Raw genomic sequence first — 24,012 nt, forward strand, 5'->3', positions numbered from 1 at the left:
GCTTCACACCTCAGTTCTCATCGGCGGCGCGCGTCAGGATGCCCTCGACGCCGCGCAGCAGTTGGTCGCGCCCCGCGATCACGGGGCTGCGGAAGTAGGGTTGCCCCGCCTGGTCGACGTAGCGGCTCCGGTTCCCGAACGCGGGATGCCGGAACCGGCGCTTCTGCCAGAACTTGGCCTTGTTGTAGCCGTCTTCTTTCGGGCCGGTCGTCTTGAACTCGACGCCCTGCCGGGTCTTCCCCGCGACGACGCGGAACCGCAGGCCGGCCTTGATCCCGGCGCGCAGTCCGGTCGACTGCCCCCGCCCGGCGGTGTCGGTCTCGGCATAGACGTTCGTCTTCACCAGGTAGAACTTGCCCTTGCGTTTGGCGTGCACCACCTTGTGACGAAACCCCGTCTTGCGGATCCCGCGCGGGAGCGGCCCGTCCAGCAGCGCCTTCTGCTCCGCGATGACGGGCGCGCCGAGAGCGCGAAGCTCCCGCCGGACCGGCGTGCGCACGGCCGGCGGGAACTCCCGCATCTTGTTGAGCAGGTGACGCAGCGACTCCGGATCAGGGACGGCGCCCGTCACCTGCTCGGTCACAGCGCCGAGTCGAGAGTCCGGTACACGACGTAGATCGGCTGCGCCGACACCCCGTCGTCGAACGCCTCGAAATCGATCGACTGCTTGATCGCGTTCCCACCGTCCGACGCGGGAACCTCACCGTTGAGCCGGATCGCCGGAAGGACGATCTGAAGCGTCGGCTTGTGGGCACCCGACATCGCGACGTTGTGCTCGAACGTGAGCACGACCGCGATCGACTGCTTCCCGAGGTACGCGTCACGGAGCGTGTTGTCGGTGTACTCGGCGGTCATCTTCCCCGAGAGCTCGGGCAGCCCGAGCAGGGGGGCACGAGACCGCAGCCCCTTGCCGCCGAGGTTCCACCCGTCCGAGTCGAGCGACCGCTTCACGGTCAGGCTGAAGTCGGCGACGTTCGCCGCCGCCGTCGCCGTCGTGGTCGCGATCGCCGTCGCCGTCGGCGCGGTCAGCGTCCCGCCGAGCGAGATCGCACCGCCCACGAACGTGAACACCCCGTCATCGGCGGGGTAGCTCGCGGCCGACGCCGGGTACGACGTCAGCAGTTCCCGCGCGGTGAGCGACAGCTTCGCCTCGACGATGCCGCCCTCCTTCGCGGAGAGCTCGATCGAGTCGAACGCGCAGCCGGTGAACGTGTGCGGGTAGGCGTTGACGCCGCCGAGGGTCGGCAGCACCTCCTGCACCGTGAACGTCGGCACCGGATCCGAGGTGCTCAGCGTGTGCACCTGCTGGTACACCGCGGGAGTGGTCGCCGGGACGACCGTGTTCGACACGGCGCCCAGCACGGCGTTCAGCCACAGCCCGAACCCGCGGGTCGGCACATCGAACGCGACGTCCCCCGACCCCTCGAACCGTGCGACGACGTTGCGGTTCAGCCGCTTGACGTTCTTCCCGGGGCGCAGCCCCCTCGAGTCGGTCGTCTTCACGTCGTACTTGATCTTCGCTTCCGACTCGGCGAAGCGCGTCGGCGCGACGGCCGTGCCGTACGTGGTCTCTCGGGTCATGCCGAGAGTGAAGTCGAGTTGCGTCGTCACTTGCCCTTCACCTCCTCGGTCTCGCCGCCGCCGGGCTCGCCGTCGGTCTCGTCGTCGGCCGACGACAGGGCGCCGGCCTGCGCGGCCTGCGCCTCCGCGTTGACCGGCTCGAAGTTCCCCACCTGCGCGGCGAACAGCGGCACCAGATCCTCACGGATCTCGAATTCCTCGCCCGCGGCGATCACGCGCCCCAGCGCCGGCACGTCGAGCGCACCGAGCGGAGACACGTTCTTGAATCGGGGCGCGGCGTTCTTCGTCGCCATAGCTCCCCCCTTCCGTTGTCGTTGGTCAGTTGGGACGCACGCGATGCGCGCACACGAACTCGGCGATGATCTCGACGACGTACCCGCCGGCCTGCCCGTCGACCTCGACGCCCGCATTACTCATCGATCCCGGCAGGCACCACATCACAGCCCCGCCGAGAGTGCGGGTCTGATCGTCCCGCCCGATGTAGGTCTGAATCTCGGTGAGGATCTCGTACGCCTGATCGAACGCGGCCCGCGCGGCATCGTCACCGTTCCCGGCCGCGTACGCGCCGAGGGTGACACCCAGCCGGATCTCCTCGTCGAACTGCTGCCGAGACTTCAGGTTCTTCAGGTCCGGGGTCACGTTGACATCCGTCAACCCGACCCACATCGACGACGTGATCGTTTCGGGTGCCGCGTAGTAGCGGTCGATCTTGTACCTGCGGTGCTCCGTCGCTGCGACGATCGCCGCCCACAGCCCGTCGCGGGCGGCAAGGATCCCCGTCGCCTGACTGATCCCGCTCACGAACCACCACCGAATCCCGGACGCGGCGGATACGGCTCGAGCCAGACCGCCACCTTGGCGAGCAGCCCCACCCCTGCGGGTGCCGACGATGCCGGCTCGCCGCCTCGCGCGCCGCCACCCGCCTTCGTCTGGTTCCACATGTGCTTTCCCTGCTCGCGAGCGCTCAGCGTGAACTCGACGGGCAGGGAACCGTCGGGGAGCTCGTGGCGTGCGGGCTCGACGTGACGGCCGGTGTGCCGGTCGATGATGCTGCACGCGCCTCGCGCGAACAGGTCGAGCTCGGCCTGTTCGTCGGCGATCTGCGTGTCGCCCCACCCCAGCGCCTTCCCGAGTACCGCAGCCGTGATCGGCCAACCCTGCGTCATCGCTGACTCCCCTCTCATGCAGACGGGGAGGTGTATGCGCGGCGGCACACACCTCCCCGTCAGTGATCACTCGGTCGGCGTCGCGTAGCCGTTCGCGATGTACCCCGCGGCCTCGTCGGCGGGGAGCGAGATCACACCGCCGACGGCGGGCCACTTCTCCCCGTCGCGAGTGCCGGTGATCGCGACCAGCATCTGCACCCGAACCTCGCCCTCGGCGGCAGCCTGCTCGGCGGCAGCCTGCTCGGCGGCAGCCTGCTCGGCGGCAGCCTGCTCGGCGGCAGCCTGCTCGGCGGCAGCCTGCTCGGCGGCGTCGGGCGTTGCCGACGCCGCCTTGCCCCGTGCGCCCGACATCAGGACGCGCCGCCGAGGAAGGCCTTCACCGCCGAGGCGTCCTCGAGCAGACCGTCGCCGCGGAGGATGCCGCGGAATGCGACCTGGTTGTTCTCGAAGTAGCGCTCCTCGGACCGGGCGATCTCGATCGCGCCGACCAGGCGAACGATGTACTTGGACACGTCGCCGAACACGATCGACTTCTTGCCGACGCCGTACTCCATGTTCGCGTCCGGGTACATGGCCTTGCCGAGCAGGGTGTCCGGCTGCCCGACCTGGACCGACGGCTGCCACAGGTACTCGCCCGAGCCCGATGCCTTCGCCTTGCGCAGCGAGGGCAGCGCGGCGTCCGCGACGATGAACCCCGAACGGGGCGTCGCGCGGTAGGGCGCGGCCACCGAGTAGAGCAGATCGATCACGTCGTCGAACGTCGCGGCACCGCCGACGCCGGTCGCGCCGGTCTTGCCGGCGGTCGCGGCGGTCACGATGCCCTGCGTCTCCGTGGTGCCCGCACCGATCGCGAGCTTGGCGGCGAACGAGGCGCCGACGTTCTCGGCGATCTTGCGAGCGACGAACGCCTCGATGTCGATCGCGGCGTCCTCGACGAGACGACGGGGGACGACGATCAGCTGCGAGTGCTCGTACGCCTTGATCGACGCCTTGCCGAACGCCGGGTCGGTGCCGCCTCGGGTCGCCGACTCGGCGACGTTGGCGTTCGCCGCGCCGTGGCCGGACACGGTGGGCCACTGAAGTTCCTCGCCGGACTCGGTGACGATGATCGTCGGCCCCGCCTGAAGCACGGACGACATGTCGCGGAGCGGCTCGGCGAGCCGATCGAGGAAGGTCGTGGGGATCGTGTTGCCACCGGCCGTCGCGGTCCCCGAGGCCAGCGCTCGCTGGAACTCCTGCTGCGTGAATCCGACGCTCGCGCGGCGCTGCTGCCCGTCGGTGCTGAGCACCGACCGGAGCTCGTCGGCGAGGGCGCTGCCGCCGCGGCCCTCGGGCTCGGGGCGCGCGGCCGGCGTGGCCGCGAACGCGCGCTCCTGCTCGTACGCGCGCTCCACCTGCTCGATGCGGGCGCTGCGCTGACCGATCTCCGCGTCCACGCGGTCCCACTTCTGCTGCTCCTCGGCGGTCAGCGTCCGGGTCGCGGCGATGTCGCGGAGCGGCACCATCTCGGTCTGGAAGAGGTTCTGTCGCTCCTCGCGCAGCGTGCGCAGGGCGTCCTGAGTTTCGGGCATCTGTGCTCTCTCTTTCTTCAGAGGGTCAGTTCGATTTCCCGGGCGCGGATCAGCGCCCGGTAGTCGGGTGTGTTGTTGGTCGGTGCCGGCTGAGGCGCATCGGCGCCCGCCCGCTCCGCGTCGAGCCGAGCTCGGACCGCGGACAGATCGAAGTTGCGGAGCATTTCCGCGGACGACGCCCAGTAGGCGGGGTCGGCGACGGGCGCGACGTCGATCAGACGCAGGCCCGTGATGCGTCGCACCAGCTGGTCGTTCTCGCCGTAGCTCCACTGCTCCCCGTCGGGCAGCACGCGGAACGCGAACGACGAATACCGGTAGTCGCCGCGCCGCGCGGACACCGCGAGATCACGGCCGTACGTGGTGTTCGGCAGATCGATCTCGTAGTCCACGCCCTCGTCCCCGAGGAACAGGCGCAGCGTGCCGGCGTCGGTGACGCCGAGCAGGTAGTCCGAGTTGTGGTTCGTGCGAGCGATGACTCGCACGTGTTCGGTGAGATCCACCCCGCCGTCCGCGGTCGGCTCGCCCAGCGCGCGCGGGTCGATCTGCTCGGTGAAGTCGCCGTACCACCAGTCGTAGAGCGTCCGCGACGACGAGTTGAACGCGATCGCGCGGCCCGTGAGGATCCCCGGCGAGTCCGACCCCTCGGGCGCCGCGCGGAACGTCACCTCGCTCGCGAACGTGCGCCGCTCCACCGTCGGCGCGCTTGCATGGTCGGTCATACCGCCTCCTTAGTGATTGCCGTCGAGATCGACTCCGCGAGCGATTCACTCTCCGACTTGGTCGTGCTGTACCACTGCTGCCACTCCTCGATCTGCTGATCGGTGAGCGGTGCCCGATCCTCGAGCGCGCGCGCCTCGGCGAGCGTGAGGGTGCCGTTCCGCAGCTGCTCCGTCGTGTTGCGGGTCCGATCGAGCAGGTTCGGGCGGGTGAGTGCGTCCATCGCAAGCTTCACGAACTGCCCGTCGGGCAAGAGCTCGTTGATCGCGCCCTCGTACCGGGTCACGTGCGGCAGCATCTTGCGCACGTTGAACCGCTCGGCATCCGCCTCCCGGTTGCCGTACGTCCGCGAGTTGCCCGCCTCGCCGCCGATATCCTCGGGCGGCACCCGGAAGATCACGCCGATGATCGTCGCGTTCGCCTTGATCGTGGCGAGGAACTGCGCCTCGGCCGGGTCGATTGACAGCTTCTTGTAATCCCAGTCGCCCGGGACGGTGACCAGGCCGCCGTCCTGCACGGACTCGAGGAACAGCCGCTTGGCCTCCCGCGCCGTCTCCTCCGACAGCCGGGCCGTCTTCGACGAGAGCAGCGCCGTCGGCGTCGCCCCCGATTCGAAGTAGCGGCGTCCGAACTCGGCCGCGTAGTGCCCGAGCTCGAAGTCGCGCGCGAACTGCCGGATCGGAGACAGCCCCTTGATCGACCCCGGCTCGATGAACTCGCGCACGTGGATGATCCGGCCACCCTGCGAGTACGGCCGCTCGAGCTCGCCCTGCCCGGCGATCCGGTAGCGAGGACCGTCGCCGGTCTTGATCGGCTCGACGCTGTCGGGATGCAGCCAGCCCACACCGAGGACGCGCGCACCGTTCGACACGACATAGCCATACGCGTTGCCGCGCAGTTGCAGACTCGTCGAATACTGGTAACGCCACTCCACAGGGGACAGCCCGGGGGCCGGGCGCAGCATCCAGTCGGGCGTGGCGACACGGCGACGTGATGTCGGCGTGGACTCGTACACGTGCTGAGGGAGACACGAGAACGTGTCGGCGACCAGCGATACCGCCGCGTACACCGCGGCGAGTTGCAGGGCCTTCGTCCGACCGCCCGAGAACCGCACTGGTCCGCTGCCGTACACGTCCTCCCAGCCGATTTCGCGCTTCTCCGCGCGGACGAACGCGCTCATCGGCGCCCGCCCTTCAGGGGTCGATCACGGCCCGCGAGTGCACGGGCGATGCTCCACGCGATCAGCAGCACGCCGGCCACGATCAGCGCCAGCGGCCACCCCAGCCACAGCCCCACACCCGCGACGATCGCTAGCATGCCGACGATCTCCGTCAGATCAGTAAGGGTCATGCGTCCTCCGTTCATCCGCCCGCGCTCCCTCGGAGCCCCGCGAGCGGGTCGTATGCGAGCTCGGGCAGCAGTTCGGCGAGCATCTGCCGCGCGTAGGTCACCGCCACCAGCGCCGAAACTGGTCGCATCGACCGGCCTCGGATCCACTTCCACCCGGCATCCGTGGCTTTCGTAGACGCCGTCTTCAGCGCCTCCGTCAGTTCCTCTTGCCCCAGGTGCACGACCTCGTGATTCAGGACCGCGTTCAGCAGGCCCGGGCCGGCGATCGCGATGTTCGCCGCGGTCATCACCCGCGCGTCGATACCGGCCTCGAGCAGCGCCGGCAGCAGGAACCCGGCCGCCCGATGTTCGAGGTACACGGGGCCGTCGACCTCGCGCACCAGATCGACGATCCCCGGCGTCCCGTCCTCGCCGAGCGTCGGGTCGCCGTCGATGATCCAGTCGGTGCCGGGCGCGTCGGCGAGCACCTCGATGTGCATCTTCCCGTCGCCGCGGACCCCCGCGACGGCTATCGACGCCCACGCCGACTCGGGGGCGACGTCGATCACGTACACGACTTCGTCGCGCGCGATCTCCGACCCCGGGTCGATGACCCGTTCGTCCTCCCACCGCTCCCGCGGGATCTTCCACGCGACTTCCAGATCGTCTTGCCACCAGTTCAGGAACGGCCGCAGGAACCCGCCCTGCATCGATTCCCGGAACGCGGCGATCTTCGTCTGATTCGTCGTGTAGCCGAGCGCCGGCATGCACGACCACCACGTGAGCGGGTCGTCCGGGTCAGCCTTCGGAGCCGCGGAGTATTCGACGTAGAGCGACCGCATCCGCTGCGCGTTCAGCAGCGACGGATCCGCCCGCAGCAATTCGACGCGGGCTCGCCCCGCCTCGACTTTCTTCCACAGGAACGGCGACTTGACCTTGTTGTAGCCGACAGTCGAGATCCACAGCGATTGCGCGTCATCGACGGCCGTCGTCGCCGGCATCAGCGCCGCCTCGAGCCGGTCGTCCTTCTGCGCGAAAATCTCGTCGCCGATCGTCAGCCCGAGCGTGCCACCGTGACCGGCGTCCTCCGTCGGCGCGTCGATCGCCCATTTCGAGCCGTTGCGGAACCGCATCGACTCCGAACCATTCGACAGGTGCAACGTGTTGCCCCGCCGGTTCGGCCGCAGCTGCGACTTGAACACCGACCCCGCAATGCGGTGATGGTGCTCCTCCTCGAGTTTCTCGAGCGCCTTGTCCCGCGTCTGCGCGATGTACAGCAGGTACTGCCGCTCGGGCCACATCAGCATCCGGTGAATCCCCCACGGGATCACCAGCGACGACTTCCCCGACTGACGGGGAACGATAATGACGATCTCCGAGTACCACAGCAGCCCCGTCGCCGGGTCAATCTCGAACGCCGTCTCGAGGATCTCCCGCTGCCACGGCATCGGCTCCCACCCGAGCAACCGCATGCACCCGATCACCTCAGACGCGATCGTGGCCCGCGCCGGGTTACGAGGAGTGGCCCACCTCGGGACCGTCTCCGTCATCCCGGCCGGCATTCCGGATCGCTTCCACGATGTCGGCACTCGAACCCCCCTCGTCACCCGTGAGATCGGCGAGCACCTTGCGCAGCGCCTCCACGGTCGACGCGAAGTAGCGGGCATTCTTCGGATCGTCGAGCGCCCGCGCCCCGCGGAACACGAGCTCGTGCCGCAGACGCGTCGCCTTGTCGTTCGCCTCGGGCAGCGCCTCCCGCGCGGCCCGCTCGATCGCGGCATCCGCCTCGAGCAGATCGAGTAGCTCGAGCGGCCCCAGCGAATCCCGGTGCACCCACCCCGCCTCACGGATCGCCGACGCCGCGACGATCGCCGCCGTCGCCGAATCGCCCCGCGCGTCCCACAGCGCCTCGTCGATCAGCTGCGCAAGCTCGTCGCCGAGATCCGGTCGACGCGCCGACAACGCCTCACGCACACGATCGTCGAAGTCGGGCGCCCCGACGGTCACGACGACCGCACCTGTATGGCGCTTTCCCCGTGTAGGGCGCGCCCTCACCACCGGCTCGGGCGCCACATCGGCGACCACCTCGCCGCCGGCCTCAGCACGCTTCCGCGCCCGGTACGCAGCCTGGTCATCCGCCTTCCACTTCTTGCACGCCGCACAGCCGCAACCCGCGCGATACCGCGCTCGCGTGCCGTGCTCGGGGGTCTTCGTCACCAACGCGACCTCCTCCGCTGTGCGCCCCGCTGACGCGACGGCCGCGGGCGACACATCGGAGCGCGTGACGGCCCGAGTTGTGCCCGCTCACACCCCCGCCCGCGCCCTACACGCCCTACACGCACAGCCGAACGAACCGGGGAGAGGGATTTATGGGCGGCGCGCGGGTCGGGAAGGGTGGGGGCGGGTGCAAAAAATCGTGGTGAACCCCGCGGGGTGGGCGGGGGCGGGGCGGCTTCCGCCGTGCCGCGCGACGCCTCACCCACCCCGCGATCGTTCTCAGTCGTTCGTGTTGCCGCGTTTGCCAACGTTCGCCCAACGCGACGAGCGTGTGCCGCGCCGCGTCCGGGGCGCCCGGTCCCGCCTACCCGAGTTGCACCCATAGTGCGCCGGCCTCAGGTTCGACGGATCCCACGTTCCCCCCTTCGACGCGGGCAGCACGTGATCCAGCGACGGACCCCACGGATGCCAGCGCCTCAGCCCGTAGATGACCGGGCGTCGACACAGCCAGCAGATCGAACCGGGCGGGCACACCAGGGCCAGCAGGCCCGCGTACTCCGTCGCGCTCAGCTTGTCCGCGTGGTGAGGCACGAGCACCCCCCGCCCCCGGTCTCTTTGTCGCGCCCCCGGTGTATCGTCGCGCGACATGGAACCACGACGAGGCGCGACGCATGACCGCGTCAGTGAGCACACCGAGCTCGTCTATCTGCGCGCCGGGTCCGATCCCCCGTGGGAGCGGCCACACCGTGACGGCGTCGACATCACCGACCGGCCCGAGCTCTGGACGCCCTATCAGCGCACCCGTCGCGAGACGTTCGAGGCCCGCGTCGCCGAGTACCAGCGACGCGGGCTCCTCCCGTGATGTGCGCTCAGGCGAGCGCGGGTCGGCGAGCGTCGCCGATGTGCATGCGCCAGACGTCCGTTGTTCCGACCATCGTCGTCTGAATGACCCCGATCCGGTACTGCGTGCAGGCCGCTGACGGCGTGTAGCTCATCGTCTGCTGCGTCCACGAGAACGACGTCGACAGGGTCGTCCCGACCACGAGGGATCCGAGCGCCGTCCCGTACGAGTCGTACTCGAGCGCGCACACCGCCGAGCCTCCCCCGCTCGTGCGGTTCTGCTGCATCAGCGCCGAGATCACCTGAGGCGCCCCCGGCGACCGCACCGTGATGAAGTCACCATGCAGCGCCCGGAGCGTGGCGGTGCCGTCGTTCGTGAGACGCAGAGCCCGCTTCGCCGTCATACCCGACGGCGGGGTCAGGTTGGCCGGCTTGCTGTACGTGTTCGCGCCCGAGTTTCCCGTGATCGACAGGAACCGCGCGTCGGTCGCCGTGTACCCCGGATCCGACAGCGGATTGAAGGTCGGGAACCCCTTCGACGCCGGGACAACCGGGATACCGAGCGCCACGCACTTGTCCAGGAACTCGATCAGCTGCGACAGCAGGATGCTCCCGGTCTCGCCGTTCGTCTTGTGCGTGAAGATCGTGAACACGATCGGCTCACGCGCCACCCGATCGAGGAACGCCAGCCCACGCGGCTGAAGGCTCGCCGAGTCGTTTGACCACGAATAGCGGCCGTGGAGGAACGCGCCCCGGTCGTCGAGCCACTCGACATACGGGCTCCCCGTACCCGCGAACACTCGGTCGTATCGGAGGTATGCGAGCCGGTCAGTCGCCGCGTTCGTCAGGTTGTAGGGGTAGACCCACGTCGTAGCCGGGGCTCCCGTCAGCGCGACGATCGCGGCCTGCGCGTCATCGAACTCGCCCGCACGCAGCGCGTCCGTCGCGAGAGCCGTCATGTCCTGGTGCGTCTGCCCGTGGTTCGCGATCTCGTGGCCGCGGTTGTACAGGTCGAGCACCTGCGCCGCCGTCATGCGGCCACCGCCCCCGAACGTGGACGGGTTCACGGCGAACGTCGCCCGGAACCCGCGCGCCTCGAGCAGCGGGGCGACATCGGTGTAGTGGTCCGCCCAGTTGTCATCGAAGATCAGCACGACCGCGCCGCGTGCGGACACCATGCTCGCGCGCAGCGCCGACGCGGTCTTAGCCCCCGACGAGATCACCGGGGCGAGCGTGGTGTCGACGACGACGCCAGGCAGGCCCTGATCGCCCTTGTCGCCCTTGTCTCCGGTGTCGCCCTTCGTCCCCTTCAGGATGATGGTGTTCGGTGCGGGCGCCGTCAGCGGGGCGACCTCCGTCAGATCGACGACAGCCCCGCGCGGGAGCTCGAAGCTCCACGCCTGCGCCGGGACCGAGTCACCGTCGATCGTCCGCAGGTTGAAACTCACCGTCCACTGAAGACCGGTCGGGTTCGTCGCAGGGTCGTCCGTCGCCAGCAGCGACACCAGACGAGATCCGTTCTGCGTCAGGTATCCCTCGTCGTCCAGCGCGACCGTGATCGGCCGCGGGTGCACCGTCGCCGGGTCCGGGGCGGCCGTCACGACACGCAGGGCGGACGCCGACATGTTGAACGTCACCGTCCCCGTCAGCGGCACGACGTCGGGCACGTCGCCCGCGTCGCTCGAGTCCGCCACGCCGGCCACGTAACGCGCCTTCACACGCCCGTAGCCGAGCGGAGCCAGATCGGCCATGTCCTACCCCCCTCGGGTCTTCAGAACTCGATGCGGCCCCCACGGGCCTGAGCGCGACGAGCACGCTCGATGCCAGACACCGCCACCTCGGGCGGATCGGCCTGCTGCACTACCAGTGCCTCTACCGGCGGCATCATGTGCGGCTGATCCGGGATCACCGCGAAACCCACGATCGCCGCGGCCGTGCCGCGTGACAGGCTCACGACAGCTGCGCGATCCGCCGCCCCGCGTACGCCGAACCGGCGATGCACGGAGCGAACGCGTCGACCTCGGCCGCCAGCAGCGGCACCACCGAGAACACGACGTCGAACGACAGGCCGCGCGCCTCCTCGATCCTCCGGAGGTGCGACGCCTTCCCCACGACGTCGGGCGCCAGCACCAGGCGAACCGCCGCCTCGAGCGCGCCCCGATCGAGCGAGTCCCGGCGCGGGTCGTACACGGCGACCGTGAGACCCGCATTCGGGGCCGCGTCGGCGGGATCCTTCTCCCGGGCGAACGTCGCCGGGGACGCCTCGATCGACCGGGCCGCGTCCGCCTGCTCGGCCGCGCGGGACTCGGCGACCGTTGCGAGACGGTCTTGGTCGACCGCCCCCCCCGTCGGGCTACCCGCTCAGCGTGCCCGCGTTCACCATCTGCACCGCACCGACCAGGATCGATGCGATGACCGTCGCCACCTGCACGATGAGACCCGACGTCGAATCGGACCACAGCGAGAACGCGAACCCGGCGGCACCGATCGCACCCCCCAGGGCGTAGATCACCCCGCGGCCGTTCGTGTTCAGCCACGTGTACCGGTCCCCCGCGCGCAGCAGGAACAGCCCGAGGGCGCCCTGCACGGCGAGGAGACCGGATGCCGACAGATCCAGCAGCGCCGACGACTGCACGTCCGACACCGCCCCCAGGATCACCAGCAGCGACACGGTCGACGCGACCAGAGCCTGCACCGCCTGGCGCTTCTGATCTGTGAACCAGCCCGCAACTCGGGCGAGAAAGTCCTTCATCGTGCCACCTCTCCGACGATCTCGGCGTAGTACCGGTCGCCAATCTCTTGCGTGAATGGCACGCCACGATCGCGCGCCCACTGAGCCCCGTTCTTGCACGCCTTGCATGCTCGATACGGGCGCGCCGAACCGATCGGGCGCAGATTCGCGCCGGCCAGCAGATGACCCCGAGGGCACCTGGTCTTGTTCGTCTCGCGATGCCGCCCGTTGCGCACGACATCGCGCATGTTGTCGGAATGCGTGCTCCATCGGAGGTTCGACAGAGCATTGTGAGTCTTGACGTCGTCGGCGTGCAGCGCCTCCATGCCTTCCGGGCACGGCCCCACAAACGCCTCGAGTACCAGACGATGCACCTGCACCGTGCGGGCCACCCCATCGCGGCACAGCGAAACGCTGCGGTATCGGGCTCCGGTAGCGGAGAGCAGACGCCCGCGGATGCGCCACCCTCGAGCATCGATGCGATCCAGGCCGCGCACACGCCCTTCGTCGCTGACCTCGTAGAACCCCTCGTACCCGACGACAGGACGCCACCGCTCGGCGGTCATCCGTCGTCCTCCTCGTCGTCGGGGTCGACCGTCGCCCACAGGCGGTCATCGACCGCCGCGAGCTCATCGACGCGCGTGTACAGGCCCGCGACACCCACCTCGAGGCGGCCCGCGGTCTCCTTGAGCTCGCGCACGGCGAGCTCGGTACGGATCGCGGAATCCTTCACGCTCGACCCGTTGTTGAAATGCACCTCGTGATGGATCTCGCCGATACGGGCATCCGTGCGCTCGATGAACGCCGGCAGCCCCTTGACCGAATCGAGCACCTGCGCCGCCGTCAGCACCGCGCGCGCGAACGACACCACCCCGGCCGGGATCGTCTTCACGACCGGCCACACCTTGCGAACGAACAGCCACAGACCGGCGGCAACGCCGACCACGATCGACACGCCGGCCGCGATGTCCCTCAGACCGATCGCGTCCAGCACGTCGACCATGACCGGCTACGCACCCTGCTGCTGCTTGCGCAGGCTGTCGATTTCACCCTGCGGCCACGTGACCGACTGCGCGCCCCGCGCGAGGAGATCGTGCAGCACCGTCTCTTCGGTCAGGTAGTCGATCCGGCCAGCCTCGTAGATGTAGACCGTCCCGTTTCCGCCCTGCGCGTAGACCACGATCGGCAGCTGCGCCGCCGCCGCATCCTGTCGCGCCGCCGCGGCGATGATGCTCGAGTGCATGACCGACGTCGTCTCCATGATCTGCACGGGCGCGCCCGTCGTCGACTTGGTCGACTTGACGTCGTCCGGGGTCGGGAACGGAACCACGACACCGCCGATCGAGAGAGACTGCCCGATCGGCGAACTGATGATGGTCGGCATATCGTCCTCCTCAGGTTCGGGCATCCGTGTCGTGCCCGGGTTGATCGTGACCACCGCGAACGCGGGGATCGTGTAAGGGTCGGGGTCGCCGATGTGCCATAACTCCTGCGGCGACACGAAATCGACGATGAACCCGACAATCCGGCAGAGCGCGACGAACCGCGCCCATGCGAGCGACTCGGACCAGGGGGCGAGCGCACGCCAGTTGTTGACGTCGATCGCCGCCATGTCCCGACCGTTGAAGGTCAGCCCATGCGACGACGTTCTGGGCACTGCCGCCCAGATGCCGAGCTCGGCGCGGTACTGGTACTGGATGCTGAGCGGCCGGTAACCGTTCCAGCCGGGCGTGGGCACGAGCCACACGCCGTACTTTTCCAGCCCGAGACGCTGAAGCGCGCGCCACCGCGCAGCCGTCCCGGACGGCAGATAGAATTCCGGGCCGAGGTACACCAGGTCAGACAGCGGAGCCTCACCGTTCGCGTAACGCGTCACCTGTCACCCCCCCATTCAGTAGCCGACCGCGAACCAGTTCGCGCGTCGGAGACCGGCCGGGCCACCCCACAGCACCGAGAATCCCGTCCGCGACGGACTCGCCACCCCGCGGATGCTGCCGCCTCCCGAGGCGTCGCCGTCGGTGACCACAGTCGATAGGAGCGTGGACGGGAACGGTCGATAGAACGTGATGCTCATCCCTGCGCCCGACGAATCGACCGACGCCACGTTCGTGCCCGATTGGATGAACACGAACGACCCCGCCGGGACACTCGGATCGACCTCTACCGGTCGACGCCATGCGGTGCCGTCCCACTGATACAGGGCCGAGCCAATCGAGCACTGGTCGCCACCGCTGAGGAGCGACGAGAACGACGAACCCCATGCATCCGCTGCCGTCTTGGTCGGAAACGACAGGACGCCCGAGGCCGGCACGAACTGCCCACCGCGGGAAACTTCGATCTGGTGCAGCGGGCGCGCATCCGCCCTAGCGGTCGTCAGCGGACGACTCGCCCCCACGGGGAACTCGGATGTCGATAGCGCGGCGACGACTTGCGCCTGCTCCGTCGCGTTCGCCACGGGTACCACGTCGTTGACGGACAGGAGCGAATTTGCCAGCCCGGCGCGGCTCGGTGCCTCCCCGGGCGCGAGAGTCGCGTGCTTCTTGCTGTCGAGCGCCATACTCGCCACCCCCTCGGTGTGTGCGGCGCGGCCACCGCCAGGGGAACCCTCACCCCGGCGACGGCCGCGCCTTTCCCTCACCCACTCCCACCTCTGGGAGATCAGGCACCCCCACCGAAACCCGGCCAGGGGAAAGAACTACGCCCCGAACCGTGCGCGCTGACCTGGAAGCCATGCACCCGCGCGGCGCCCGCAACAGCGCGACGCTCGACGACGCGGCGGTGCGGCAGATTGTGCGCAGCGGCGACGACCCGAGGCGAGCCCCCGGCCACGTCAGGCCGGGAAGACTCGAGCGCGGGAACGACAAAGGCCCGAACCGGATCGGTTCGGGCCTTTCGTCAAGTCCTGCGCAAGCTCAGCTTAACAGGCCACCGCGCCACCCGGAGGCCGTTTCCGGGTGCCGGGCGAAACTCACACGATCGCTGCCACCGCGCCCGATATCGCTGCGCCGAGGCCCGCGATCACCGCCACCAGCACGGCCAGCAGCAGCGCCGAGAACAGCACCCGCCCCGCGACCACGACCGGACCAGACGACACCCGCCGACGCGCACCCACCATGCCTACGACGAGCAGCACCACCGCGCAGCCGATCGCCACAGCCCCCGCAGCGACCGCCACCAGCACCCACCCCGCCACGGTCACAGCGTAACCTCGGCGGCCGTAGACGACGGATCACTCGAACCGGTCAGCGTCAAGATACCTTGACGCTCGGAGTGTCCGTCAAGTAACCTTGACGCATGGATGAGCAGAAGAAGACCGCCTACCTCGACAGCCTGCAAAGCGCCGCCCTCCGACTCGAGGACCTCGAAGCGGACATCAGAAGCTTTGCCACCATCGCCCGCGAGAACGGTGCAAGCTGGACCGACGTCGGCGACGCGCTCGGCGTCTCCCGTCAGGCCGCACAGCAGCGATTCGGGCGCTGACGAACGCATTACGACTCCCGTCCTGTCGAACCGTGGGCGAGTAGTGCGCGCACCGCCGGAACCATCCCGGCGGGAATGTCGACGCGCGAGTCTCCGTCGTAGACCACGACGTCGCCCGTCGGGCCGAACTGAGCGACCGCCTCGTAGCGCTCGTGACGCCGCCGGGCGTTCGCGTGCATCATCGCCCCTCGTGCCGCGTTACCCCGATGCCGGGTGACGGTCCCCGTGCGACCACACGTGCACTGCCATTGCCACCCGGCCCCGGTTTCGCGGATCTTGGGAATGTGCTTCATGTCGTGCTCCCTCCCGGGCGCTCGGGCTCCTGCACACTCGGTCCGGGATCGCCGAGACCCAGCACGACGTGCCCCGGGACTATGCCGCCCAGGTCGCGCAACGATGGGTCGCCCGCGAATACGAACGTGACGGTCCGCGTGATCGGAGGACGGCGCTTGTCGCAGCGCTCGGTCCCGCAGTCGCACGACGACGTGTCCACCAGCACGAGCGTGTCGCCCCGCTGATAGGCGCGGTCGTTGCGCCGCACCTCGAACGTCTTCTCGCCAGACAGCACTGCCGAGAAGTAGGGCTCGACCGTCTTGAGGGTGTGCGTGGTCATCGTGTGCTCCCATCCTCGTGGTCCGTTCTCACGTTGGCGCGACAGACGAGCCGGTGCCCGAGTAGTAGCCATAGCCCCGCCGGCACCCCGTGCAGCAGCCCCGGCGCAGCGAACCTCTGACCACACACACCGCACACGTTCACCCCGTCGCCGATCACCCGGACACCTCCGATGCCGCGAACCGACCGTCGTCCGCACGCGACGACCTCGCCTCCATGCGAGCCCGAACCTCACGCAGCGCCGACCGGCGGAACAGCGGCGTCCGCCGACCCGCCACGTACGCCACCCGCTCAGGCTCGATCTCGCCCTTCTGCTCCCACCGTTGCAGCGTCCGCAGCGACCCCGCCTCGGCCGCCGCCTGAGGGCCACCGAGCAGCGGGTCGCCACGCTCCGCGATCGGCGTCGCCGTCGACTCATCGAACACCCGCTCCGGACGCAACGCCCGCGACACCGTCACCGCCTCCTCGACCGGACGCTCCCGCCGCTCCGCACCCCACACCTTCAGGGCATCCACGACGGACCAACCCGACCGCACCCCGTCGTCGTTCACCGGGTGCTCCTCGAGCAGCAGACCGTACAGCGACATCACGTCGTCCTCGTCGGCGAGCCGCTCGTCCAGGTGCGCGAGGATCCCGGCCGCCGCGGCCTCCGCGTCCTCGAACGCCTCCGCGGCATCCGACCGCGGCCACCCGCCCTGCGGCGACCACCGCCACAGGCCGATCTGCACCGCCCGCGACGCATCCAGCAGATCCGCCGGCACCGGGGCCGCGGCCTCCACCGGGGCAGACCCCGACCGCCGCGCCCGATCCTCATACACGATCGCCGACGTCGGATCGATCTTCGACCGCATCCGCCCCACCAGATCCGGCACCTCACGCAACGCCCACCGGAACCGGCCCCGACACCGTACGCATACCAGCGTCCTGCCGACCGTCGGCTCGCCGACGCAGCCCGTGCACGGATATCCCGGGTGCTCGTACACGAGGCACTCGGCGAAATGCCGGCCCGCCTGCGCACACCCCAGCAGACACGTACTCACGCGGGATACTCCTTGACTGCGGCGGTCTGCTCCGCTCGGCGGCGGCGAATGATTCGGCGGGCTTTTCGATGCGCGCCAGCCTCGGTGAGTGCCCACCCGACCGGGGCGCTGAGGGCCGACGGGGATCGGGGCAGCCCGCGTGCCGGGTCCGCCTCCCACCCCATCCTGAGCCGTACGTGGTACCCGATCGCGGCGGCTTCGATGCGGTAGCGGAAGATCACGAACGCGCCCATCAGAACGGGGTTTCCTCTCCCGAGGGGACCGACCAGGCGCCTGACTCGTCGACCGGCGACCCACCGGATGCCGGCCGCTGCCCGCCACCTCGCGCCCGTGTGACGACGGCCGTCGCGTACCGCAGCGCCGGCCCGATCTCGTCGACCTCGAGCTCGAGCACCGTCCGCGCGTTGCCCTCCCGGTCCTGGTACGACTTCTGCACCAGACGCCCGGTCACGATCACACGGGCACCCTTCGTCAGCGACCCGGCGATGTGCTCCGCGTGCTCCCTCCATGCCGAGCAGTGCATGAACAACGGCTCACCGTCCTTCCACTCCCCCGCCTGACGGTCGAACACCCGCGGCGTCGAAGCCACCGTGAACCCCACCACCGGAACCCCGCCCTGCGTGTGCCGCAGTTCGGGATCCGCCGTCATGTTGCCGACGATCGTCAGCGTCGTCTCTCCGGTCATGCCGTCTTCGTCCTCTCTTGCCGCCAGTGCCGTTCGGCCTGGCGCGTTCTCTTGTCCTGCTGTCGCTGCGCGGATGCCACCCGGCACGGCTCGCACCGGCACCTGTGATTCGCGTAGCAGTTCCCCGTCTCGGCATGCTTGTGCTCCGGCGGGCAGATCCCCATCGGCCGGCGCCCCTCCCACCCGGGAGCCTCCGAATGCAGCCGCATGCGGTACGACGGCGACACCGCGTAACGCGCGAGCACCCCGTCGATGAACACCGCGAAATCGAGATCACTCACCACGGCTCACCGTCCGGGTGATCCTCGTAGTGCTCCGTCAGCCGCTCCTCGTAGACCTTCCGCTGCATCCACTCGTCGCGCAGAAGGCGGGCATCCCGGCAGGGTCCACACTTCCGACGCCCCGCCCCGTGCGGCATGTGGTCGTCGCAGAACATCGGCGGCGCGTCCAGCACCAACGGCCGCGACGGCGGCTCGCCCTCGTCCGGCACCGGCTCGCGCACCGCTGCCCACGCATCGGCCCGCGCCGCGTCCTCGGCCCGCACCTGCTCCCGCGCACGCTCCCGCGCCCACTCGCCCGCCCGCGCATCCCGCCCGCGCGCACCTCCCCCCACAGCCACGGACTTCCATGGACGATCCGCCGGGGGCTCCGGGGTGTGGATCTTCGTACGCCGCAGATCGACCTTCAGCGGATGCAGCAGCAGCAGCCACTCGCACCCCTCGGCCCGGTACGTCGCCAGGAAACCGACGTCGATCAGCGTCAGCAGCTGCTCGAGCACCATGTCCGACGCCGTCGACACCGGCAGCGTCGGATGCATCGCCGACGCGATCCACTCCGGTTCCGCCGGCCCCCTCCCCATCGGGTCCAGATTCAGCCACAGCCACATCGCGAGCGGTTTCGCCCCGTCCGGCACCGGCTCGAGGTGCGCCCAGTCCTGCGGGCTTATCATGCGTTGCTTCGTTGACACCCTGATCGTTCCCTCTTGCGAATCCTCGAATGCACGCGTTCAGCGCGTGCTGCACGTCCTCCGGCTCGACATAGAACGACTCCGTCCACCCCGACCCGCCACGCCCCAACACCCACTCCGCGTCACGCCACCCACGGAACGCGGGCAGGAACCACCGCCGCAGTTCCCGCAGCGCCTCCCGCTCCCACGTGGCATCCGTGTTCCGGGCGCACACGATCACCTGCCCGCCGTGCCGAATCATGTGCTCGATCCGGGACCACTTCCACGCCCGACCGACCTTGAACGTCCACGACTTCTCGAACCACACGACGTACGTCATCGCGAACTCGCGGCGCTTCATGCGGCACGTCCCGAGAACACCGACCACGCCCGCGCGACGCCGCCCGACCCAGAGAACAGGTCGTCGAACTGATCCTGCGGTTCCGCGCCGAGCAGATCGAACACCCACCGGCAGAACGCCGCCGGCTTGGCACCGACGACACGCCCCGGCTCGGTTGTCCGCGCGCCCGGCCGGTACGCGAGCACGTCGACACGTCGCGCGGATCCGAGCGACGCGTCGGCGGCGGCCACCAGCGACGCATTCGCGGCCGCGCGGCGCGACGCGTCGCGACCGCCGGCCGATGCTACGGGTCGCGGCGTGCCGGCGTCACGCGACGCGTCGGGCAGGTCCTCCACGACGCGTTCACCTGGTCGACGCGACACCTTCTCGCCCGCCATGGTGGAACGCGACGCATCCCGCCGGCCGCCCCAATAGATGACCGGCTCCCACGCGTTCAGCGGGCCCGCGCTACGCGTCGGCCGCTCACCGCGCACCCACACCGCCACACGCGACCCGGCCGGGCACATCGCGAGCACCGACTGTAACGCCTCGGCCGACGTCGACAACGCCCACCCGTCATATCCGTCGCAGAGCTGCTCGATCAGACGCCTGTGATCGACCTCGCCCGCATAGTCGGGGTGGCTGCCGTAGTACCGGCGCGACTTCCCCGGGTAGGGCGGGTCGGCGTACGCCAGGCGCAACACGTCCTCGCCGACGTCGGTCGCGACGCCTACACCCGAATTGAACCGGTGCCGAGCCTGCCGGCACCGGACCGAGCAGCACACGGCATCCCGGCGCGCGGCGGTCGGGATCGGTCCACGGCACCACGCGCACGTGCGATCGGTCATCACTGCTCCCGCTCATTCGCGGCCGCCCACCGGTCGGCGCGCTCGCACCACTCCCGGTACGCGGCAGGCTCGAAGTAGCGGGACGGTCTCCGCTCCACCTCGAGCGCGTAGCGCTGCCGGTTCTCCCCGACGGTGGTCATCGCCGACCCCCTCGGCCCGCGGGCGCCGGAACGGGCGGCAGCCCCATCCGCACCCGGTACGTCTTGTGCGACTCGGTCACCTTCGAGCACAGGCCCGCGGCGTCGAGCGCGAGCGCCGGCTGACCGCATGCCTTGCACTTCGGGTAGTCCGCGTGCATCCGGTCGATCCGCGCCGACGTCGCCGCCCACAACCGCCGGTTGTGCTCGGCGCGACGCGGGTCGATCGTCAGCCCGTCCTCGGACCAGCCACCCCGCGGCAGCCGCTCCGCGGTCGGCGTGCAGCAGCCCAGCTTGCACGCGCTCACGCGGCACCCCGCCACTCGGCCTCGTGCGCCTGCATCCACTGCCGCTCGAACTCGTCGAACGTCACCCGCGGGAACACCTGCCAGTGCTCGACGAGCTCCGGTGACGCGTACGCGAGCGCCCGCACCGCCGGCCCCATGAACAGCGACTCCCCGTCGATCCCGGCGCGGCGACCCCGATCGTTCAGCAGGGCGCCGTTCGTCGCGTCGACCGCGCGCGCGTACGCCGCCTCCCGGTACGTGTCGAAGTCCTCCCGACAATCCCGCCACAGGTCGAACGCCTCCCGAATGATCCGGCTCACGCACGGCCCCCTCCGTGCACGCGACGGCGGGCGCCGTCGAACATGACGGAGAACGCCCACATCGCCGCGACGAGCGCCGCGAGCCGCTCACCCTCGAACCCTGCGATCACGGACGCCGCCGCCAGCAACACGAACATCACAAGCGCCTCCATCACTGATCACCCCGCCGCGGAGCCTCGAGCGCCCGGTGCGTCAGCATCCAGTCGCGGCGGGCACGCCGGGCCTCGGCCGCGTTCCACACGATCACCCGCCCCACCCCGGCGAACACCTGCACGATCACCTCGGCGACACCGCTCAACGCGGACACCATCACCTCGGCCGCCGCGCGGAACACCGCGCCGATCTCGCCCCACTTGATCGCACCGACTGCGGCCACCGCGGCGCGCGCCTCCCGCTGCGCCTTCCGGATCGCCCGCCCCTTGTACCGGCGCTCCCGCCTCGTCTCACGCATCACGCCGCCACCTCCGCGGGCTCCTCGACGGGCGCGAACCCGCCGTCGTTGTCCAACAGCACCCACCCGTGCAGGAAGTGCTTCAGCGGCACCTCCAACGGGCGGCGGATGCCGATACGCGGCACCCGGAAACCGAGCCGTGCGGGCACCTCGTTACGGGTCACCTCGCCGTGGCATCCGGTCACGCCGTCGCCGCACAGGACGACACCGTTCGCCGCGTTGGCGAGGTACGCGCGCGGCTGCACACGGCCCCGACTGGCTCGCTTCACGCCGCCCTGTCCGCGGTCCTCCCTGTGGTGAATGGACCAGCCGCCCGGACCGCGGCCCCGACGCTCCCACACCTGGAACGCACCGCACAGCGCGCAGCGGCCTCGGTCCCGATCCCAGATCAGTAACACCGTCGCCGGCTTGAACTCCCCCGGGCCGGTCATGGGCGAACCATCCGCTCGGCCAGATCGCGTAGCGGTCGCTCGACTCGACGCGCTCGACTCGTGTCCCGCATCCGCATGGCCTCGCAGCGGCGCTCGTGGCGCAGCATTGCGTAGCGCGTCGACACGTCAATTCGTTCGCGGATGCGCCGCTCAGCCAGGACGAGCAGGTTCTCGATCGTGTACAGCATCGGTACCCGCTCGTCGTCCTCGTCGTCCTCGTCCATCGCCGACCAGACCGTGTGCTCGTAGCAGTAATCTCCGAGATCCCCCGAGTACCCCTGCGCGTCGTTCCACTCATCCACGGCCGCGCTGATGTCACCCCAGAACGCGTAGTCGCCGAGATCGCTCGTGCTCGTCCCGCACCCGGGGAAGTCGCACACCAGGGCGTAGCCCATCTGCTCCTTGACGCTCACCGCTGCTCACCTCCGCGGCGGTCCCGCTGCGCGCGCGACTCGGCGCGACGCCCGCGAGGCTTCTCGAGGTGCGGCACGTCGGGAGCCGGGGGCCGCGGCACGACCGCCGACGGTCGGCGCGGGGCTGACATCACGGCCGCCTCGAGCGCTCCCGGCTCGAGGTGCACGACAGGCCCGACCCCGAGGCGCGCGAGCAGCCCGTCGGCCAGCTGCTCGATCTCGGCGGGCGGCGGCGGCGCGGGATACCACCCCTCCTCACCCCGTTCGGACGCGGCGCGCGGCTTACCCGGTTCGGGGCGGTCGCCGATGACGTCGGCGAACGCGCGTCCCAGCGCCGCACGCAGCACGTACGACTCGAGCCGCTCCGTCGGGTTCGCTTCCCAGATGTCGCGCCACAGGCGGCCGTCGTTGGTCAGCACGGTTTCGCCGGGCAGCGCCTCCACCCAACGGCGGAACACCACCGTCGGGATGCCGTCGCGACGGACCGTGGCGCGCGCCGCGGCGGGCGGCCCGTCGTGCAGCCACAGCGGCACCCACACCTCACCATCGGCGGTGAACTCCACCGGTTCGATCTCGAGGCGGGCACCTGTCGACAGGGCATACCGGGTGTACTCGGCGAGCGTCTGCGCGACGTCGTCGACCGGAAGCGGCACCGGGGCCGCGGTCGGCCGGTGGATGCGCGACGGCTTGTCGTCCGTGGGCAGCTGGATATCGGTCATCGTTCGGCCTCCGTGGCGTCGATGTGGTCGTACACGGCCCACTGCGGGGGGCGTGCAATCTGAATCTGTGACGGGTATCCGGGCCACACGCCCGAATCCCGGGATGCCGCGAACAGTTCGCGTGCACGCTTGGCGCGGGCGGTGCCGATCTCGCGGTAGTCGTCGTCGAGCACGAACACGGCGACGAGGTACGGGGGATCCTTCTCGACGACGACGAACGCGAACGCGTCGATCTGCTCGCCGATGAAACCGAGGGTGTCTTCGTAGTGCGCGGCCTGCACGTGATACCCGTGATCGGCGACGGCCTTCGCGAACTTGACCGACGTCGCCGCCCCGTGGAACGTCTTCAGGTCGACGCCGACGCGGCCGAGGAAATCGAACCGGGCGCGGCACTCGACACCCGTCTCCGGATCGGTGCCGAACACCGAAACCTCCGGATGCCCGGCCTGCTCGAGCAGCACACGCGCCGTCGGGTGCGACAGCACCGCCTCAGCCATGCCGTCGACCTCCGCGGCCTCGGCGCGCTTCAGCGGAACCATCCCGCCCGCACGTGCCCACCCCTCGAACGCCTTCGCGAGCTTGGTCGACGCGGCACCGTTCGACGCGAGCACGTTGTCGTGCACCTCGCCCGTCTCGGGATCCTCGAACACGTGATCTCCGGTGCCGTCCGGGTACACGGCCACACCCGCACCGACGCCGAGCACCTTCGAGTGCGCCAGCGTGCCGACGTCGAACGCCTTCCGCGGTTCCCTCGGCTGCGACTGAGCGAACTCGAACCGGGCGGGCGCCTCGAGCAACTGCCGGGCACCGGTCGACGACAGCGCCGGGTGCGCGTGATACACGTCCTCGGGGAGCCCGTGCACGACCCGCCCCTGAGCGCGGGTCACGATCGCACCCCCGCCAGCGTCGCGACGATCTCGCCCCTCACAGCCGACCAGCGACGACCAGCGACGCGAGGATCTCCGCCCCCGTCACCAGCCCGAGCCCCTCCGGGCGCGGCCGTCGCTGCGGCGTCGCTCCGCGGCCCCGGAACTTCGACCGGGCGCGCTTCCGCGGCCCCCTCTTGGCGTGCCCCACGGCCGCTCCCTCTCGTACGGTCCAGGTGCCAGCGCACCGCCAGCCACCCCCACAGGAACCCCGCGATCGGCAGA

At 70.0% G+C, this 24,012-nt stretch carries 39 protein-coding genes; 2 read left to right on the forward strand and 37 right to left on the reverse strand.

Annotation, left to right across the window (positions count from 1 at the left end):
- Positions 1-10: 10 nt before the first annotated feature.
- From CSIV_RS14200 to CSIV_RS18790, 13 genes are all read right to left on the reverse strand, one after another.
- On the reverse strand, positions 11-583 hold the full coding sequence (locus CSIV_RS14200; RefSeq protein ID WP_077052011.1) for a hypothetical protein: 573 nt from the start codon (positions 581-583) through the stop codon (positions 11-13).
- A complete protein-coding gene (locus CSIV_RS14205) occupies positions 580-1,611 on the reverse strand; it encodes a phage tail tube protein (protein ID WP_077052012.1) in 1,032 nt (343 codons plus the stop codon). The genes CSIV_RS14200 and CSIV_RS14205 overlap by 4 nt, the downstream gene beginning before the upstream one ends.
- A complete protein-coding gene (locus CSIV_RS14210) occupies positions 1,608-1,874 on the reverse strand; it encodes a hypothetical protein (RefSeq protein ID WP_077052013.1) in 267 nt (88 codons plus the stop codon). The genes CSIV_RS14205 and CSIV_RS14210 overlap by 4 nt, the downstream gene beginning before the upstream one ends.
- A gap of 25 nt (positions 1,875-1,899) precedes the next feature.
- Positions 1,900-2,382, reverse strand: coding sequence for a hypothetical protein (locus CSIV_RS14215; RefSeq protein WP_077052014.1), 483 nt, complete (start codon positions 2,380-2,382; stop codon positions 1,900-1,902).
- Positions 2,379-2,747 (reverse strand): hypothetical protein, encoded by a 369-nt coding sequence (locus tag CSIV_RS14220; RefSeq protein ID WP_077052015.1) that lies wholly within the window; start codon positions 2,745-2,747, stop codon positions 2,379-2,381. Before CSIV_RS14220 ends, CSIV_RS14215 begins: the two co-directional genes overlap by 4 nt.
- A 66-nt stretch (positions 2,748-2,813) precedes the next feature.
- Positions 2,814-3,098, reverse strand: a complete 285-nt coding sequence (locus CSIV_RS14225) for a hypothetical protein (protein ID WP_077052016.1) — start codon at positions 3,096-3,098, stop codon at positions 2,814-2,816.
- Positions 3,098-4,318, reverse strand: coding sequence for a phage major capsid protein (locus tag CSIV_RS14230; RefSeq protein WP_077052017.1), 1,221 nt, complete (start codon positions 4,316-4,318; stop codon positions 3,098-3,100). The genes CSIV_RS14225 and CSIV_RS14230 overlap by 1 nt, the downstream gene beginning before the upstream one ends.
- 17 nt (positions 4,319-4,335) lie before the next feature.
- Positions 4,336-5,037 carry an HK97 family phage prohead protease gene (locus CSIV_RS14235; protein WP_077052018.1) on the reverse strand — a complete coding sequence of 234 codons (702 nt, stop codon included), beginning with the start codon at positions 5,035-5,037 and terminating at the stop codon, positions 4,336-4,338.
- Entirely contained in the window at positions 5,034-6,215 is a 1,182-nt protein-coding gene (locus tag CSIV_RS14240; RefSeq protein ID WP_077052019.1) for a phage portal protein, read from the reverse strand. Before CSIV_RS14240 ends, CSIV_RS14235 begins: the two co-directional genes overlap by 4 nt.
- Positions 6,212-6,385 (reverse strand): hypothetical protein, encoded by a 174-nt coding sequence (locus CSIV_RS18455; protein WP_175627622.1) that lies wholly within the window; start codon positions 6,383-6,385, stop codon positions 6,212-6,214. The genes CSIV_RS14240 and CSIV_RS18455 overlap by 4 nt, the downstream gene beginning before the upstream one ends.
- Positions 6,386-6,396: 11 nt before the next feature.
- Positions 6,397-7,812 (reverse strand): terminase large subunit, encoded by a 1,416-nt coding sequence (locus tag CSIV_RS14245; RefSeq protein ID WP_175627623.1) that lies wholly within the window; start codon positions 7,810-7,812, stop codon positions 6,397-6,399.
- A 64-nt stretch (positions 7,813-7,876) separates the two neighbouring features.
- Positions 7,877-8,371, reverse strand: a complete 495-nt coding sequence (locus CSIV_RS18460; RefSeq protein WP_077052021.1) for a hypothetical protein — start codon at positions 8,369-8,371, stop codon at positions 7,877-7,879.
- A gap of 489 nt (positions 8,372-8,860) precedes the next feature.
- On the reverse strand, positions 8,861-9,229 hold the full coding sequence (locus CSIV_RS18790; protein ID WP_443189830.1) for an HNH endonuclease: 369 nt from the start codon (positions 9,227-9,229) through the stop codon (positions 8,861-8,863).
- On the opposite strand from CSIV_RS18790, the gene CSIV_RS14260 reads away from it, so the two are divergent.
- A complete protein-coding gene (locus tag CSIV_RS14260; protein WP_077052022.1) occupies positions 9,228-9,443 on the forward strand; it encodes a hypothetical protein in 216 nt (71 codons plus the stop codon). The genes CSIV_RS18790 and CSIV_RS14260 overlap by 2 nt on opposite strands.
- Positions 9,444-9,450: 7 nt before the next feature.
- On the opposite strand, the gene CSIV_RS14265 is transcribed toward CSIV_RS14260, so the two are convergent.
- The 9 genes from CSIV_RS14265 to CSIV_RS14305 form a co-directional block, all read right to left on the reverse strand.
- Positions 9,451-11,172: a polysaccharide deacetylase family protein gene (locus CSIV_RS14265; protein ID WP_077052023.1), complete on the reverse strand. Its 1,722-nt coding sequence runs from the start codon at positions 11,170-11,172 to the stop codon at positions 9,451-9,453.
- A gap of 20 nt (positions 11,173-11,192) precedes the next feature.
- A complete protein-coding gene (locus tag CSIV_RS14270; RefSeq protein WP_077052024.1) occupies positions 11,193-11,375 on the reverse strand; it encodes a hypothetical protein in 183 nt (60 codons plus the stop codon).
- Positions 11,372-11,611, reverse strand: coding sequence for a hypothetical protein (locus CSIV_RS14275; protein WP_077052025.1), 240 nt, complete (start codon positions 11,609-11,611; stop codon positions 11,372-11,374). The genes CSIV_RS14270 and CSIV_RS14275 overlap by 4 nt, the downstream gene beginning before the upstream one ends.
- A gap of 163 nt (positions 11,612-11,774) precedes the next feature.
- Positions 11,775-12,173 (reverse strand): hypothetical protein, encoded by a 399-nt coding sequence (locus tag CSIV_RS14280; protein WP_077052026.1) that lies wholly within the window; start codon positions 12,171-12,173, stop codon positions 11,775-11,777.
- Entirely contained in the window at positions 12,170-12,718 is a 549-nt protein-coding gene (locus CSIV_RS14285; RefSeq protein ID WP_077052027.1) for an NUMOD4 motif-containing HNH endonuclease, read from the reverse strand. Before CSIV_RS14285 ends, CSIV_RS14280 begins: the two co-directional genes overlap by 4 nt.
- Positions 12,715-13,155, reverse strand: coding sequence for a hypothetical protein (locus tag CSIV_RS14290; RefSeq protein ID WP_077052028.1), 441 nt, complete (start codon positions 13,153-13,155; stop codon positions 12,715-12,717). The genes CSIV_RS14285 and CSIV_RS14290 overlap by 4 nt, the downstream gene beginning before the upstream one ends.
- Positions 13,156-13,161: 6 nt before the next feature.
- Positions 13,162-13,986, reverse strand: coding sequence for a hypothetical protein (locus CSIV_RS14295; RefSeq protein WP_139340720.1), 825 nt, complete (start codon positions 13,984-13,986; stop codon positions 13,162-13,164).
- Positions 13,987-14,043: 57 nt separating this feature from the next.
- Positions 14,044-14,709, reverse strand: coding sequence for a gp53-like domain-containing protein (locus CSIV_RS14300; RefSeq protein ID WP_077052030.1), 666 nt, complete (start codon positions 14,707-14,709; stop codon positions 14,044-14,046).
- A 411-nt stretch (positions 14,710-15,120) separates the two neighbouring features.
- Positions 15,121-15,345, reverse strand: a complete 225-nt coding sequence (locus tag CSIV_RS14305) for a hypothetical protein (RefSeq protein WP_139340721.1) — start codon at positions 15,343-15,345, stop codon at positions 15,121-15,123.
- Between the two features lie 101 nt (positions 15,346-15,446).
- Here CSIV_RS14305 and CSIV_RS14310 point away from each other — a divergent pair, with 101 nt between their 5' ends.
- On the forward strand, positions 15,447-15,632 hold the full coding sequence (locus CSIV_RS14310; protein ID WP_077052032.1) for a hypothetical protein: 186 nt from the start codon (positions 15,447-15,449) through the stop codon (positions 15,630-15,632).
- Positions 15,633-15,640: 8 nt separating this feature from the next.
- Here CSIV_RS14310 and CSIV_RS18120 read toward each other — a convergent pair whose 3' ends face one another.
- The 15 genes from CSIV_RS18120 to CSIV_RS14380 all read right to left on the reverse strand — a co-directional run bounded on the left by CSIV_RS18120 (position 15,641) and on the right by CSIV_RS14380 (position 23,748).
- Entirely contained in the window at positions 15,641-15,925 is a 285-nt protein-coding gene (locus tag CSIV_RS18120; protein ID WP_139340722.1) for a hypothetical protein, read from the reverse strand.
- Positions 15,922-16,245: a DUF3850 domain-containing protein gene (locus CSIV_RS14315; protein WP_077052033.1), complete on the reverse strand. Its 324-nt coding sequence runs from the start codon at positions 16,243-16,245 to the stop codon at positions 15,922-15,924. Before CSIV_RS14315 ends, CSIV_RS18120 begins: the two co-directional genes overlap by 4 nt.
- A gap of 154 nt (positions 16,246-16,399) precedes the next feature.
- A complete protein-coding gene (locus tag CSIV_RS14320; RefSeq protein ID WP_175627624.1) occupies positions 16,400-17,023 on the reverse strand; it encodes a hypothetical protein in 624 nt (207 codons plus the stop codon).
- Positions 17,024-17,516: 493 nt separating this feature from the next.
- Complete coding sequence (locus CSIV_RS14330; protein WP_077052036.1) at positions 17,517-17,969, reverse strand: single-stranded DNA-binding protein; 453 nt, start codon at positions 17,967-17,969, stop codon at positions 17,517-17,519.
- 277 nt (positions 17,970-18,246) lie between these two features.
- Positions 18,247-18,918: a hypothetical protein gene (locus tag CSIV_RS14340; protein WP_077052038.1), complete on the reverse strand. Its 672-nt coding sequence runs from the start codon at positions 18,916-18,918 to the stop codon at positions 18,247-18,249.
- Positions 18,919-19,272: 354 nt separating this feature from the next.
- A complete protein-coding gene (locus CSIV_RS14345; RefSeq protein ID WP_077052039.1) occupies positions 19,273-20,103 on the reverse strand; it encodes a hypothetical protein in 831 nt (276 codons plus the stop codon).
- Positions 20,103-20,243 (reverse strand): hypothetical protein, encoded by a 141-nt coding sequence (locus tag CSIV_RS18465; protein ID WP_175627625.1) that lies wholly within the window; start codon positions 20,241-20,243, stop codon positions 20,103-20,105. The genes CSIV_RS14345 and CSIV_RS18465 overlap by 1 nt, the downstream gene beginning before the upstream one ends.
- Entirely contained in the window at positions 20,240-20,548 is a 309-nt protein-coding gene (locus CSIV_RS14350; RefSeq protein ID WP_139340723.1) for a hypothetical protein, read from the reverse strand. The genes CSIV_RS18465 and CSIV_RS14350 overlap by 4 nt, the downstream gene beginning before the upstream one ends.
- Positions 20,545-20,847: a hypothetical protein gene (locus CSIV_RS14355; protein WP_077052041.1), complete on the reverse strand. Its 303-nt coding sequence runs from the start codon at positions 20,845-20,847 to the stop codon at positions 20,545-20,547. The genes CSIV_RS14350 and CSIV_RS14355 overlap by 4 nt, the downstream gene beginning before the upstream one ends.
- The gene (locus CSIV_RS18470; protein WP_175627626.1) at positions 20,844-20,999 is read right to left on the reverse strand and encodes a hypothetical protein; all 156 of its coding nucleotides are present in this window, start codon (positions 20,997-20,999) and stop codon (positions 20,844-20,846) included. The genes CSIV_RS14355 and CSIV_RS18470 overlap by 4 nt, the downstream gene beginning before the upstream one ends.
- Entirely contained in the window at positions 20,999-21,298 is a 300-nt protein-coding gene (locus CSIV_RS14360; protein WP_077052042.1) for a hypothetical protein, read from the reverse strand. The genes CSIV_RS18470 and CSIV_RS14360 overlap by 1 nt, the downstream gene beginning before the upstream one ends.
- Positions 21,298-21,567, reverse strand: a complete 270-nt coding sequence (locus tag CSIV_RS14365; protein ID WP_139340724.1) for a hypothetical protein — start codon at positions 21,565-21,567, stop codon at positions 21,298-21,300. The genes CSIV_RS14360 and CSIV_RS14365 overlap by 1 nt, the downstream gene beginning before the upstream one ends.
- A gap of 158 nt (positions 21,568-21,725) precedes the next feature.
- Positions 21,726-22,142 (reverse strand): hypothetical protein, encoded by a 417-nt coding sequence (locus tag CSIV_RS14370; RefSeq protein WP_077052044.1) that lies wholly within the window; start codon positions 22,140-22,142, stop codon positions 21,726-21,728.
- Positions 22,139-22,861, reverse strand: coding sequence for a hypothetical protein (locus CSIV_RS14375; protein ID WP_077052045.1), 723 nt, complete (start codon positions 22,859-22,861; stop codon positions 22,139-22,141). Before CSIV_RS14375 ends, CSIV_RS14370 begins: the two co-directional genes overlap by 4 nt.
- Complete coding sequence (locus tag CSIV_RS14380; protein WP_175627627.1) at positions 22,858-23,748, reverse strand: PD-(D/E)XK nuclease-like domain-containing protein; 891 nt, start codon at positions 23,746-23,748, stop codon at positions 22,858-22,860. The genes CSIV_RS14375 and CSIV_RS14380 overlap by 4 nt, the downstream gene beginning before the upstream one ends.
- Between the last annotated feature and the right edge of the window lie 264 nt (positions 23,749-24,012).

Source organism: Microbacterium sp. CSI-V, assembly GCF_001984105.1.
In the GTDB taxonomy this organism is placed as follows: Bacteria; Actinomycetota; Actinomycetes; order Actinomycetales; family Microbacteriaceae; genus Microbacterium.